Source organism: Streptomyces sp. NPDC059874, assembly GCF_042731135.1.
Classification (GTDB): Bacteria; Actinomycetota; Actinomycetes; order Streptomycetales; family Streptomycetaceae; genus Streptomyces.
Genome location: NZ_JBHWJY010000067.1, coordinates 14698 through 27516, shown reverse-complemented (window position 1 = coordinate 27516; position 12819 = coordinate 14698). Strand labels below are relative to the sequence as shown.

Here is a 12819-nt window from a genome sequence, read left to right as displayed (position 1 = left end):
GGCAGGAAAAAGGACCAAAGTCCCGGCCTGTCGGGACCTTTCCCGTATGTCTCGCTTGTACGATTCCGCGAAGATCAATCCGTTCTTGATCATCTATTGCGGCGTCAACGGTCCACCGACACGGGGCCGTTGGGGTCCATGGCTGTGTGGGGTGTGGCTTGTCGCAAGCGCCGAAGACGACCGGAGACCCGGGCGAGGACGTGGAGAGCGAGGGGAGGACCAGGAGGAAGAGCGCGGTCGCCGCCGAAGAGGGTGGGGAGCCCGGGCGGATACCCGTCGCACTCGCCGCCTCGCGCGGTGTGGTCGTCCGGCCCTATCGGGACCCCGTCGTCCTGGCCCCCCTGTTCCGCGACGAGCAGCCGACACCCGCCGACGGCGAACGCGACGGCCCGGACACCCTCCGGCAGCCCGCCGCCGGCGGCGCGATACCCCGCCCCGGCCCGACCCTCCCGAACTCCGCGACGTCCCCCGCCTCCCCCGCCCGCCCCGTCGCCGTCGCCCCGCCCCCGGCCCGCACGCGGACCCTGCCGCCCGTTCTCGACCCCGAACTCGCCGAGAGCCCCGCCCGGGCCTGTTCGGGCTGGTGGGCCCTGGCGGCCGCGCTTCTCGCCGGGGTCGGCGCCGCCGCCCTGGCGCGCCACGAGGACCTCCGCCTCACCACCACGCCCTCCGAGGCCTGGCCACTCGCCGCCCTCGTCGGCTGCGCCGCCGTCGCGCTCCTCGCCCTCGGCGGCCTGCGCCGCGGCCGCAGCGGCCACGCGTGGGCCCTGACCCTCTTCGGCCGGTACCGCGGCACGATCCGCCGCACCGGACTGATCTGGTCCAACCCGCTGCCGCGGCACGCGCGGGTCGACGTACGACTGCGGCACTGGCGCAGCGAGCCGCTGTCCGTCGTCGACGCCGAAGGCACCGCGCTGCGCTCCGTCGTACTCGTCGTCTGGCGGGTCAAGGACACCGCCCGCGCGCTGCTCGCCGTCGACGACCATGCCTCCTACCTGCGCGGACAGGTGGAGTCCACGACCGCCCGGGTGCTCTCTCGGATGCCGGCCGACTCCTTCCGGCCGCCGGACGGCGCAGAACCGGAGACGCTGCGCGACACCGAGGCCGTCGGCGAGGAGCTGACCCGGCTGCTCGCCGCCGAATGCCGGGCCGTCGGCATCGAGGTGTTCTCCGCCCGGCCGTTGCAGGTCGAGTACGCCCCGGAGGTCGCGGCCGCGATGCAGCGCCGCCGGATCGCGGCGATCGACGCCCGCCACCGCGACTCCGTCCTCACGTCCGTCCTCGACGCGGTCGACGACACCGTCCACCGGATGTCCGACCGCGGGCTCGTCGGCCTGGACGACTACGAACGCAAGGCCCTGGTCAAGGACTTGACCGTGGCCTTCTACACAGCGCGCGGCCCTGCCGCCGACGCCCGCTGAAAACACCACACCCCCGATGGAAAAGGAATCATGCATGCGCACGCCCGAATTCACCGAAGAAATACCAGACAGCTGTGACTGCACCGGCTGCGCCCGGGGTACGGCGGCGCTCACGGCCTCGGCCGCCCGGCGCCGCTGCACCGTGCGCGGAGCCGTGGTCGCCGCCGTCGGCGCCACCTTGCTGATGGGCGCCGGCGCGGGCACCGCGTCCGCCGAGCCGGCCCCGTCCCACGCGGGCTGGGACGGCTCGAAGTACTGGTACAAGGACGAGACCGGCTGGTGGCGCTGGACCTCGCACTACGACAAGTACCTGGCGAAGACCGGCCGCTCGGGCTCCTCGGCCCAGGGCTCCAAGGCCTCGACCGGTTCGGCGTCGACGGTGCGGACCTCCGAGCCGACCTTCCGCGGCCGCGCGGGCTGGGACGCCTCAGACCGCGTGTACTGGTACAAGGACGCGACGGGCTGGTGGCGCTGGACCAGTCACCGGGACAAGTACGAGCGCAACGCCGGCCGTTCGAGCGGCACGGGCGGCGGCTCCGGCCCCTCCGGCTCCTCCGGTTCCTCGGGCTCTTCCGGATCCTCCGGCTCCGCGGGCTCCGGAACCCCGGTGCGGCAGGGCACCGAGGGCGCCATCGCCTTCGCCAACAGCCACCTCGGCGACCCGTACGTCTGGGGCGGCAACGGCCCCCACGGCTGGGACTGCTCCGGCCTGGTCCAGGCCGCCTACCGCAGCGCCGGGATCTCCCTGCCCCGCGTGGCCGACGACCAGTACCGGGCCACCACCCCGATCTCCCGCTCCGAACTGCGCCGCGGCGACCTGGTCTTCTGGTCCTCGAACGGCTCGACGTCCGGGATCCACCACGTGGCGATCTACCTGGGCAACGGCCAGTACCTGGAGGCCCCGCGCCCGGGCAAGAACGTCCGGGTCTCCAGCTTCAGCGCCTACAACCCGAACATGTACGGCCGGGTCCGCTAGGCACGACGCCGGTCGTGGCGGGTGATCCGCTCACCCGCCACGACCGGGACCGATCGGCTAACGCTGCGTGCCGTTGTTGTTTCGGTTGTTGTTTCGGTTGTTGTTTCCGTCGTTGTTTCCGTCGTTGTTTCCGGTGTCGTTTCCGGCGCCTCCGTCACTGCCCTCAGTGGGACGGACCTGCGGTGACGGCGGAGGAGGCGGGCTCGGGGACGGCCGCGGGGGCGGGGTCGGTGACGGCCGCGGGGGCACCGGCGTCGGGAGTTCAGGCCGCGCCGTGATCAGGGGTTCGGGCTCCGGCTTCGCCGATGTCGGCGGCGCCGGAGTTCCTGGTTCCGCCGGGCTCCGCGTGGTCGGCGGCACCGAGCGCTCCGTCGCGGACTCCTTCGGCGTCACCGACGGGGACCGGGCCGGCGCGCAGGGCTCGGTGAGCGCGCCCGACGGACACGGGGTCGCGGACACCGACGGGGAGATCGTCTCCGCCCTCTTCGATTCCTCGGCCGTCCCGGACACCGAGGGAACCGGCCCGCAGGGCTCGGTGAGCGCGCCCGACGGGCACGCGGTCGGGGACACCGACGGGGATTGCGACGGCGACTCGGAAGGCGACTTCGAGGGCGACTTCGAGGGCGACTCGGTTCCCGACGGGGAGACCGACGGGGTCGGCGACGTCGGCGAGACGGTCGAGGTCGGCGATGTCGGGGAAACGGTCGAGGTCGGCGTACGCGGATTCAGCGTCGACGTCGGGGGCGGCTTGGTCTGAGTGAAGATCGGCGTCGGGTTCACCGGCGGCGGGACACGCCTGTCGCGCTTGCCGTGGTGGTCGCCGCGGTCGCGCTCGTACCAGCGCCGGTTGCTTTGGTCGTAGATCACGAACTTGTTCACGACGGTCACCGACGGTGCGATGACCACGACCCGCGCCGGCTGGTACGAGTTCCACACCTGTCCGTAGCGCTTCGGGTTGGCCTGCAGCGCCACCGGCGGCCCCAGCGGGTTCCCGCAGGCGCAGCGCACCCGCGGCACCCCGCGGTCGTCGACCAGCACGGCCGTCCCGGCCTGGAGCACGGCCTGGTAGCTGGTGGCCCGGCCGTCGCGGTAGCCGTGGTTCGTGACCCGGGTGTCCAGCCGCAGCTGCACCGGGGTGAGCGAGCGGAGGTACGTGGGGACGGCCGCCGGCTGGATGCCCAGGGCCGAGGCGAAGGCGCTGTTCTTGGCGGGCTCCGCCGACAGCAGCTTGATCTGCTTCTCCACGTCACAGCTGGCGACGTTGTTGGTGCCCCCGTAGACGCCCGGCGCGGAGCCGTTGACGCTCGGGGTCCCCGTCGTCGTCGCCGTGGCCGAGGTGCGCTCCGGGGACGGCGGGGGGCTCTCCGGAGGCGCCGTGGCGTCCTTCGCGGCGGTCGACTCGGTGAACGGGTCGGGGCCGGAGGCGGCGACGGGCTGGAGGAACACCTCGCGGTCGGCCTGGTTGGTGGTGCCGCTGGGCCTGGTCAGGACCACGGCCAGGGCCACGGCGGCCGCCACGGCGACGAGCGCGGTGGCGAGCCGGGGTACGGATCGCCACCACGGGCCCTTCGGCTGGTCACCGGGGCCACCCGGGCCACCGGGTGCGCCCGGGCCGCCCGGCGGCGCGGACGGCGGAGGGGGCGGCGGGGTGCCCTGCTGCCCGCCCGAAAGCGGGCCGGACGGCGGCCCCGTGGGGCGGCCGGACGGCGGCACCGAGGGACGCTCTGGTGACGGCGGCTGCTGGCCGGAAGGTTGCGTGGTCACGGGCTCTTCTTCCCAGGAGGAGGAATTCCCTGCCGGACCATTGTGTGCGCCGTTCAGGTGGTGCCCGCAAGCCGAGGCTGCCTACGGTGGCAGGGTGAGCCATACGTCGAGATCACCGTCGCCGGGGAGCTCCGTGGGGGCACTGCGCGACGCCTTCGTGGCCGTCCTGGCGGCCTTCGCGGTGATGGCCGCCGTCGCCGCGGCCGGGCTGGCCTGTGCCGGTGCGGGCGATCTGCCGGGCGGCGCGTTCCCCCGGGTCGTCGCCGCGGTGGTGGTGATGGCGGCCGGCGGTTCCGTCGAGGTGACGGGCGGGGCGGGGTTCCTGGCGGGCGCGGACGCGAGCCTGTCCGTGCTCCCGCTCTCGGTGAGCCTGGCCGGCGCCCTCACGGCCGGCTTCTGCTTCCTGCGCCCCCTGCACAACCGGGCGGTGGCGCGGCCGCGCGAACTCCTGGGCCGGGCCGTCCCGTTGGTGGTGCTCTGGCTCCTCACGCTCACGGGCGTGACGCTGCTCGCCCGCCAGACGTTCGCCATCTCCACCGGGGACAACCCCCTCGGGGAGCTCGGTGAACTCCTCGACGCCTCCCCGACGGTGGGCTTCGAGGGTGACGTGGCCGCCACGCTCCTCTTCGGACTGCTGTGGATCCTGGGCCTGTTGCTGGTCGCCCTGCTGGTCTCGCGCCGCGCACCGCTCCCAGCCCGCCTGGTCCGCTTCCACACGGCGTTGCGCCCGGCCGCCTTCGCCACCGTCGCGTTGCTCCTCGCGTACGTGGTGATCGGCATCGGTGTCGGCATCGTGGTGGCGGTCACCCAGGGCCATGCCGCGCGGACCTTCGCCGTTCTCCTGCTCGGGCTGCCCAACCTGGCCTGGCTCGCGCTCACCCTGGGCTTCGGCGGCGCGTGGGAGGGCAAGGTCGAGGGCCCGTTCGGTCTGCCGATGCCGCAGCTTCTGGACCAGGTCCTGCGCGGCCCGGACCTCTCCACGATCGACGTGGCCTCGCTCGCCGAGCGGGACGCCCGGGCGTGGTGGCTGGTGGCGGTGGCCGCCGTCCTGCTGCTCGGCGCCGGCGTTCTGACGGCCGTACGCTCCCCCGCGCACGTACGTCCCTGGCAGCACGCGCTGCACCTGGGCGTGGCGCTGGCCCTCGCGACCCTGACGGTCTGCCTGCTGGCCCGGATCCAGGCCCGGTTCGGGCTCTCGCTCCTGGGCATCGGCGACGTGGGCGGGGGCCTGGGCGGCACGGTCGATCTCGCCGCGGTGCTGTGGCGTACGGTCGGCCTCGCCCTCCTCTGGGGGGCGGTGGCCGGCTTCCTGGGCGGCTTCCTGGCCCGCCCTCTGTACCGTCCCGGCCGCGTGGACGAACCGGCGGCGACAGTGGGGCGGTGACCCCTCTGCTTGCTCATGGGTCAGGTGGGTCAGGTCGCCCTGCGGAACACCGGTAGGGCCCAGCGCGGTGGCGGGGGCAGTGCGGCAGGGGTTGCCGGTCCGCCGGACGCCCGCTTCGGTGCGGTGGCGTCCGCGTGACGCAGGGCGCCGGTGAACTCCAGGCAGGTGTCCCAGCGGTCCTCCGGCGACTTCGCGAGGGCCTTCGCCAGCACCTCGTCCACCGCGGCGGGCAGGCCCGGCCGGCGGGAGCTCAACGCGGGCGGCGGATCGTACTGGTGGGCCCAGAGCAGGGCCATGTCGTCGTCGCGCTGGAACGGCGGCGCGCCCGCCAGGGTCTCGTAGACGACGCAGCCCAGGCTGTAGACGTCGCACCGGCCGTCCACCGGCTTCCCCCAGATCTGTTCCGGGGCCACGTAGTCCAGGGTGCCGACGAACTGCCCGGCCGTCGTGAAGCCGGTCAGCGAGAGGGACTTCTTCGTCAGCCCGAAGTCCGTGAGGTACACGTGTTCCGGGTGCTCGCTGTCCGTGCCCCGCGCAACCAGGATGTTGCCCGGCTTCACGTCCCGGTGCACCAGACCGTGGTCGTGCGCCGCGTCCAGCGCCGAGGCCACCTGCCCCGCGATCCGCGCGGCCGTCTCCACCGACAGCGGACCCGTCCGGTCGAGCATCGCCCGCAGGTCCTGCCCGGCCACGTAACGCATGGCGATGTACAGCAGCCCTTCCGTCTCCCCCGCCTCGAACACGGGCACGATGTGCGGATGGTCGATGGCCGCGGCCACCTTCGACTCGTGGACGAACCGCTGCCGGAAGGTGTCGTTGCGGGCCAGCTGGGGCGCCAACAGTTTGAGTGCCACCGTCCGGTCGAGCCGCAGGTCCCGGGCCCGGTAGACCACCGCCATGCCGCCGCGCCCGATCTCGCTCTCCACCAGGTACCCGGCGATCTGTCTCCCCCGCAGGTCGGAGGGGCGATCGGAGGACGGTTCGGCGCCGGCGGGCTCCCCCATCACTTGGTCCCCGGATCGTCCACGATCTGCGTCGGGGCGTGCCCCACCGGTCCGGCGGGCGGTACGTCGGCGCCGTCGGGCAGGACGTCGAGCTGGACCCCGACCGGGTCGGTCTCCGCGTCGGGCGAGGCTCCCGGGCCCGCGGCGACCGCGTAGGTGCTCAGGTGGTTCCCGTCGCCGTACAGCCACCGGCCGGCCGCCTCGTCGTAGAGCCACACCGACTCCCCGTCGAGCACGATCCCGGCGCGCAGGCCCCGTACGGAGCGCCGGAAGGCCTCGGCGTCCGTCCGCCCCGACCCGAGCTCCTCGACGGCCCGCCGGTAGCGCTCCACGGTCTGGGTGCTGCGCGCGAGCAGGGGCCTGGGGTCCTCGCCGCGGGCCGGCTGCTTCCCGTCGGCCGTGGGCGGCGGTTGCGGTACGACGACCAGGAGCCGGCCGTCCACCCACGCGGACCAGCCGTTGGCGCAGAGGACCTCGCTCCAGTCCCCGCGCCGGGACAGCAGTTGCACGGGCAGGAAGGGGTCCAGGGGGACCGTCGGCCGGGACGCGTCGGGGAACTCCCAGGCGGGCATCCCGTCCTGCGGGACCACGTGGGTGGGGTGGAAGTCTTCGACCGCGTCGGGGAAGGTCATCGCCGCGGCTGCTTCCGCATGACGGCCGGCTCGTGCTTGCGCAGCAGCCGGGACACCAGGAGGCCGAAGATCACGGACAGGACGGGCAGCATGCAGATGCTGAGCAGCCACACGCCGGTCTCGTGGTCGAAGATCGGGTCCTGGGTGAGTCTGCCGGGGACGATCGCGCCGAGCGCGATGGTGCCGCCCATCGCGCCCATCGCCCACCGGGCCGGCGCGAGCCACGCCACCTGTTCGAGGACGGCGACGTCGTAGAGCTTCAGCAGGGTGCCGCAGAAGACGACCTGGACGATGGCGAGGAGGACCAGCAGCGGCATGGTGACCTCCTCCTTGCGGACCAGGGCGGAGATGAGCAGTCCGAGCATCATCGCGGTGAAGGACAGCAGGGCGACGGCGAGGGTGATCTCGATGAGCGGTGGCATGACGACGCCCCTGCCGTTCGGGGCGTTGAGCTTCACTCCGCCGAGGGCCACGAGGGTCAGCACCACCGCCTGGCCGATCGTGATCGCGCCGAGCACCACCACCTTGGACATCAGGTAGGCGGAGCGGGACAGTCCGACGGCGCGTTCCCGCTGGTAGATCACGCGTTCCTTGACGAGTTCGCGGACCGCGTTGGCGGCGCCGGTGAGCACGCCGCCGATGGTCAGGATGAGCAGGGCGTTCAGTGCCGTCTCGGCGGTGAGGGTGTTCCCGGCGAGGGCACGGGCCATGGCCCCCATCATGAACGGCAGCGCGACCATGATGACGAGGAAGGTGCGGTCGGCGCTGAGCACGGCGGCGTACCGGCGGATCAGGGTGGAGAGCTGGGAGCCCCAGCTCTGCGCCTTCGGCGGTGGCAGGGGCGCGGCTCGGCCGGGCTCCGCGACATCTGCGACGGCTGCTGCGGGTCGGGGCAGGCGGGCGGTGACGTCGACGTAGCGGCGGTGGGCCGGCGAGGCCCGATAGGCCCCCGCCCAGTCGCGGTCCTGCTGGGTCTCGAACGCTTCGAACGCCTCCGGCCACTCTTCGAAGCCGAAGAAGGAGAGGGCATCTTGGGGCGGGCCGAAGTAGGCGACGCGTCCTCCGGGCGCGAGGAACAGCAGCCGGTCGCAGACGTCGAGGCTGAGCACGCTGTGGGTGACCACGATGACGGTGCGGCCGTCGTCGGCGAGGCCGCGCAGCATGTGCATCACCGAGCGGTCCATGCCGGGGTCGAGACCGGAGGTGGGTTCGTCGAGGAAGAGCAGGGAGGGCTTCGTCAGCAGTTCCAGGGCGACGGAGACGCGTTTGCGCTGGCCGCCGGAGAGGCTGTGGATGGGCTGGTCGGCCCGTTGGACGAGGCCGAGTTCGCGGATCACCTCGTCGACGCGGGCCTCGCGTTCCGCCTTGGCCGTGTCCTGCGGGAAGCGCAGCTCGGCGGCGTACACGAGGGCGCGGCGGACGGTGAGCTGGGCGTGCAGGATGTCGTCCTGGGGGACGAGTCCGATGCGGCTGCGCAGTTCGGCGTAGTCGCGGTAGAGGTCGCGGCCGTCGTAGAGGACGGTGCCGTTGTCGGCGGGGCGCAGGCCGGTGAGCGCGCCGAGCAGGGTGGACTTGCCGGCGCCGCTGGGGCCGACGACGGCGAGCAGGCACTTGGCGCCCACGGGGAAGGACACGCCGTCCATGAGGGTCTTGCGGCCGCGGTCGACGGTGACGTTGAGGTCCTGGACGTCGAGGGAGACCTCACCCGTGTCCACGTACTCCTGGAGCTGGTCGCCGACGAGGCAGAAGGCGGTGTGGCCGATGCCGACGATGTCGCCCTCGGTGAGGCGGGCGGTCCCGTCGATGCGGGCTCCGTTGAGGTAGGTGCCGTTGTGGCTGCCGAGGTCGGCGATCTCGTAGCTGCCGTCCGCCAGGGAGCGCAGTTCGGCGTGCCGGCGGGAGACGACGAGATCGTCGATGACGAGGTCGCTGTCGGGGGCACGGCCGATGCGCACCGCCGTACGGGGGGCCAGCGGGCGGACGGTGGTCGGCTGCCGGAAGGTGCCGGTCATGCCGGGGTTGGAGACGCGGGACGGCCGGGCGTCGCCGGGGGCGACCGAGGGCGCCCGGCCGACGACGACGGCGCGGGGACCGTCCTCGACGCTGCCGAAGCGGAGCTCGGTACCGACGCCGACGCTCCACTCCTGGACGCGGTGGCCGTCGACCCAGGTCCCGTTGGTGCTGTCCTCGTCCTCGATCGTCCAGTGGTCCCCTTCGGGGCGCAGGATCGCGTGGTGCCAGGAGACGCGGGCGTCGTCGAGGCAGATCTCGCAGAGGGGGTCTCTGCCCACGTGATAAGTCCGGCCGGGGCTCATCCGAGTGGAGCCGCGGTCGGTTTCCAGAACGAGCTCGGGCGCGGTCGGCACACCGGGGCGCTGGACCATGAGCAGATTTTCCCACGATCGGACCGGCGCGGCAGCGGCGCGGCATCACCGCAGGTCAGAGGCCTCTTATGGGTAATGACAACGGTCCCCGTTGCAGCCTTTGCCCATCTCGTCCGGGTGCGCTTCACTTCACGCGACGGACCCGAACACACGGGTGTGCGATGGAGACGGGGGACGCCATGTCTGGGCTCGACCAGGCTCACGACCACGACCACGATCACAAGAGCGGGCATGATCACGGCCACGGCCACGGCCACGGGCCCGGCGGCCACAGCCACGGGGTGTCCGCGGACGCCGACCGCCGGTGGCTGGCGATCGCGCTCGGCCTGATCGGCACGTTCATGGCCGTCGAGGTGGTCATCGGTGTCATGGCCCATTCGCTGGCCCTGATCTCCGACGCGGCCCACATGCTGACGGACGCCGTCTCGATCGTGCTCGCACTCATCGCGATGCGGCTGGCCGCCCGGCCCGCCCGCGGCGGATTCACGTACGGCCTCAAGCGCGCGGAGATACTCTCCGCCCAGGCCAACGGCCTGACCCTGCTGCTGCTGGCGGTCTGGCTGGCGTACGAGGCGGTGCGGCGCCTGATGGACCCGCCGCCGGTGGAGGGCGGTCTGGTCCTGGTGACGGCGCTCGCGGGCATCGTCGTCAATGTGGCGGCGGCCTGGTGCATCTCCCGGGCGAACCGTTCCTCCCTCGCCGTCGAGGGCGCCTACCAGCACATCCTGAACGACCTCTTCGCCTTCATCGGGACCGCCGTCGCCGGTGTGATCGTGCTGACCACCGGCTTCCGGCAGGCCGACGCGATCGCCACCCTCGTGGTGGTGGTGCTGATGGTCAAGGCGGGCTACGGGCTGGTCCGCGAGTCCGGTCGGATCTTCCTGGAGGCCGCCCCGGCCCATGTGGACCCGGACGCGGTCGGCGACCGGCTCGTCGGGCAGCCGCCCGTCACCGAGGTGCACGACCTGCACATCTGGACCATCACCTCCGGCCAGGCGGCCCTGTCGGCGCACGTGCTCGTGGAGCCGGCGGGCGACTGCCACGCCGTCCGCCGGGACCTGGAGCGACTGCTGGCCAAGGAGTACGGGATCACGCACACCACGCTCCAGGTGGACCACGCGCAGGACTCCCTCCTCACGGTGGGCCGCGCGGGCGCGGACCCCGAAGACCCGCACTGCGCGGACGCGCACGGGCCCGTCCACCGGCAGGGCCCGCACGACCACTGAGACGACCGCCGGGACGACCACTGGGTTCGCGCCCGGCGGGGCATACATGTGGCCATGAGCCACAAGAAGCGCAGTGCCGGGCTGCTCCTCTTCCGCCGCACGGGCGGGGCGGCGGGCCCCCCGGCGGACCACGGCATCGAGGTCCTGCTCGGCCGCATGGGCGGCCCGCTGTGGTCCGGGCGGGACGCCGGGGGCTGGGCGATCCCGAAGGGCGAGTACGAACCGGACGAGACGCCGCGGAACGCGGCCCGCAGGGAGTTCACCGAGGAGCTCGGGCTGCCCCCGCCGGACGGCGAGTACCTGCCGCTGGGCGACGTACGGCTGAGCAGCGGGAAGCTGGTGACCATCTGGGCGGTGGAGGCGGACCTCGACCCGGCGCTGATGGTGCCGGGAACCTTCTCCATGGAGTGGCCGCCGCACTCGGGGACCGTGCAGGAGTTCCCCGAGCTGGAGCGGGTGGCGTGGTTCGCTCCACCGGCGGCCCGCCGACAGCTGATCCCCGCGCAGATTCCCTTTCTGGAGCGACTGTTGACCCTATTGGAGGATTGATCGGACATTGACCCGACCTTTACTTGCCAACAAACCCCACCTGCATGGACATTGCACATATGACGAACGTCGTGCTGGTGGGAACCCTGGACACCAAGGGTGTGGAGTACGGCTGGCTGCGCGAGAGGCTGCTGCGCACCGGCGTCGAGGTGGTACTGGTCGATACAGGAATCATGGGTGAACCCCGGGTGCCCGCGGACGTGCCGCGCGAAGCGGTGGCCCGGGCCGCGGGAGCGGAACTGTCCGAACTGCGCACGGCCGCCGACCGGGGCGCGGCCGTGACCACGATGGCCCGGGGCGCGGAAGCGACCCTGTTACGCCTGCACGCCGAGGGTCGGCTGCACGCGGTGCTCGCGATCGGCGGCAGCGGCGGTACTTCCATCGCCACTCGGGCGATGCGCGCGCTGCCGCTGGGCGTACCGAAGCTGATGGTCTCGTCCATGGCGTCCGGGGACGTCTCCCCGTACGTCGGGTCCGCGGACATCACGATGATGTACAGCGTGGTGGACATCGCGGGGATCAACAGCATCTCCGCACCGGTCCTGGCGAACGCGGTGGAGGCCGTCGCCGGCATGGCCAAGGCCTTCGCCCGGGCCTCCCTGGAGCTGCGCCGCCCGGCGCGGCTGGGAGAGGGCTCGCGTCCGCTGGTCGCGGCGAGCATGGCGGGCGTGACGACGGACGGCGTGGACGCGGCCCGCGAGCGGCTGACCGAACTGGGCTACGAGGTGCTCGTCTTCCACGTCAGCGGGGCCGGCGGCCGGACCCTGGAGACCCTGGCCGGCCAAGGAGTCTTCGCGGGGGTCCTCGACCTGACCCTCAGCGAGCTCGCCGACGACCTGTGCGGGGGCATCCTCACGGCGGGTCCCGACCGGCTCAGTGCCGCCGGCAGGGCCGGGATTCCGCAGGTGGTGAGCCTGGGGGCGCTGGACATGGTCAAGTTCGGGCCGCTGGAGACCCTGCCCGAGCGGGTCCGGTACCGCCGGGTCCGCGTGCACAACCCGTCCATCACGGTGATCCGGACGACCGAGGCCGAGTGCGCGGAGCTGGGCCGCCGGGTAGCCGCCAAACTCCGCGCGGCGACGGGCCCCACGGAGGTCTGCGTCCCGCTCCGCGGACTGTCCACGCTCGGTGCGCCCGGCGGGCCCTACCATGACCCCGACGCGGACCGGGCGCTGTTCTCGGCGCTGCGCGACGGCTTGCTGGGCAGCGCCGCCCGGCTCCACGACTACGACACTCACATCAACGACCCGGCCTTCGGACGGGCGGCGGCGGACCGGCTGCACGCCATGATCGGCGCGGTGTCCGCCGCTGCCTGAGACGACCGGCGCGGTTGGGAACCAGCCGTGGCGGAAAGCGTGTCCTGGGGGGTGGGGGGGGGGGGGGGCCCCGCCCCCCCCCCCCCCCCCGCCGGGGGGGGGGGGGGGGGAAGAAAAACAGGGAGGGCCCCCCCGAAACACCAGGCAGCGGAGAGGCCCCGCC

At 73.0% G+C, this 12819-nt stretch carries 9 protein-coding genes and 1 pseudogene; 6 read left to right on the top strand and 4 right to left on the bottom strand.

The window, feature by feature from the left end; genetic code table 11:
- The first annotated feature begins 158 nt into the window (after positions 1-158).
- On the top strand, positions 159-1421 hold the full coding sequence (locus ACFV9H_RS30360; RefSeq protein WP_385404429.1) for an SPFH domain-containing protein: 1263 nt from the start codon (positions 159-161) through the stop codon (positions 1419-1421).
- 34 nt (positions 1422-1455) lie between these two features.
- Positions 1456-2397 (top strand): C40 family peptidase, encoded by a 942-nt coding sequence (locus ACFV9H_RS30355; RefSeq protein ID WP_385404427.1) that lies wholly within the window; start codon positions 1456-1458, stop codon positions 2395-2397.
- A gap of 453 nt (positions 2398-2850) precedes the next feature.
- Here ACFV9H_RS30355 and ACFV9H_RS30350 read toward each other — a convergent pair.
- Positions 2851-4110: pseudogene (locus ACFV9H_RS30350) on the bottom strand (DUF6777 domain-containing protein); the annotation flags it as partial.
- Between the two features lie 184 nt (positions 4111-4294).
- Between ACFV9H_RS30350 and ACFV9H_RS30345 the strand changes: the two are divergent.
- Complete coding sequence (locus ACFV9H_RS30345) at positions 4295-5545, top strand: streptophobe family protein (protein ID WP_385404425.1); 1251 nt, start codon at positions 4295-4297, stop codon at positions 5543-5545.
- A 29-nt stretch (positions 5546-5574) separates the two neighbouring features.
- On the opposite strand, the gene ACFV9H_RS30340 is transcribed toward ACFV9H_RS30345, so the two are convergent.
- Genes ACFV9H_RS30340 through ACFV9H_RS30330 form a run of 3 tightly spaced genes read right to left on the bottom strand, consistent with a single transcriptional unit; the run spans position 5575 to position 9565 of the window.
- Positions 5575-6549 (bottom strand): serine/threonine-protein kinase, encoded by a 975-nt coding sequence (locus tag ACFV9H_RS30340; protein ID WP_385404422.1) that lies wholly within the window; start codon positions 6547-6549, stop codon positions 5575-5577.
- A complete protein-coding gene (locus ACFV9H_RS30335; RefSeq protein WP_385404421.1) occupies positions 6549-7181 on the bottom strand; it encodes a hypothetical protein in 633 nt (210 codons plus the stop codon). The genes ACFV9H_RS30340 and ACFV9H_RS30335 overlap by 1 nt, the downstream gene beginning before the upstream one ends.
- Positions 7178-9565 (bottom strand): FHA domain-containing protein, encoded by a 2388-nt coding sequence (locus tag ACFV9H_RS30330; protein ID WP_385404418.1) that lies wholly within the window; start codon positions 9563-9565, stop codon positions 7178-7180. Before ACFV9H_RS30330 ends, ACFV9H_RS30335 begins: the two co-directional genes overlap by 4 nt.
- 179 nt (positions 9566-9744) lie before the next feature.
- Between ACFV9H_RS30330 and ACFV9H_RS30325 the strand changes: the two genes are divergently transcribed.
- Genes ACFV9H_RS30325 through ACFV9H_RS30315 form a run of 3 tightly spaced genes read left to right on the top strand, consistent with a single transcriptional unit; the run spans position 9745 to position 12656 of the window.
- The gene (locus ACFV9H_RS30325; RefSeq protein WP_385404415.1) at positions 9745-10791 is read left to right on the top strand and encodes a cation diffusion facilitator family transporter; all 1047 of its coding nucleotides are present in this window, start codon (positions 9745-9747) and stop codon (positions 10789-10791) included.
- Between the two features lie 54 nt (positions 10792-10845).
- Positions 10846-11340: an NUDIX domain-containing protein gene (locus tag ACFV9H_RS30320; RefSeq protein WP_385404413.1), complete on the top strand. Its 495-nt coding sequence runs from the start codon at positions 10846-10848 to the stop codon at positions 11338-11340.
- A gap of 59 nt (positions 11341-11399) precedes the next feature.
- Positions 11400-12656, top strand: coding sequence for a Tm-1-like ATP-binding domain-containing protein (locus tag ACFV9H_RS30315; protein WP_385404411.1), 1257 nt, complete (start codon positions 11400-11402; stop codon positions 12654-12656).
- Positions 12657-12819 lie beyond the last annotated feature (163 nt).

Bases quoted from the DNA above. Each gene is read 5' to 3' on its own strand.
- ACFV9H_RS30355 (WP_385404427.1), top strand. From the start codon at position 1,456: ATGCGCACGCCCGAATTCACCGAAGAAATACCAGACAGCTGTGACTGC.
- ACFV9H_RS30340 (WP_385404422.1), bottom strand. From the start codon at position 6,549: ATGGGGGAGCCCGCCGGCGCCGAACCGTCCTCCGATCGCCCCTCCGAC.
- ACFV9H_RS30335 (WP_385404421.1), bottom strand. From the start codon at position 7,181: ATGACCTTCCCCGACGCGGTCGAAGACTTCCACCCCACCCACGTGGTC.
- ACFV9H_RS30330 (WP_385404418.1), bottom strand. From the start codon at position 9,565: ATGGTCCAGCGCCCCGGTGTGCCGACCGCGCCCGAGCTCGTTCTGGAA.
- ACFV9H_RS30325 (WP_385404415.1), top strand. From the start codon at position 9,745: ATGTCTGGGCTCGACCAGGCTCACGACCACGACCACGATCACAAGAGC.
- ACFV9H_RS30320 (WP_385404413.1), top strand. From the start codon at position 10,846: ATGAGCCACAAGAAGCGCAGTGCCGGGCTGCTCCTCTTCCGCCGCACG.
- ACFV9H_RS30315 (WP_385404411.1), top strand. From the start codon at position 11,400: ATGACGAACGTCGTGCTGGTGGGAACCCTGGACACCAAGGGTGTGGAG.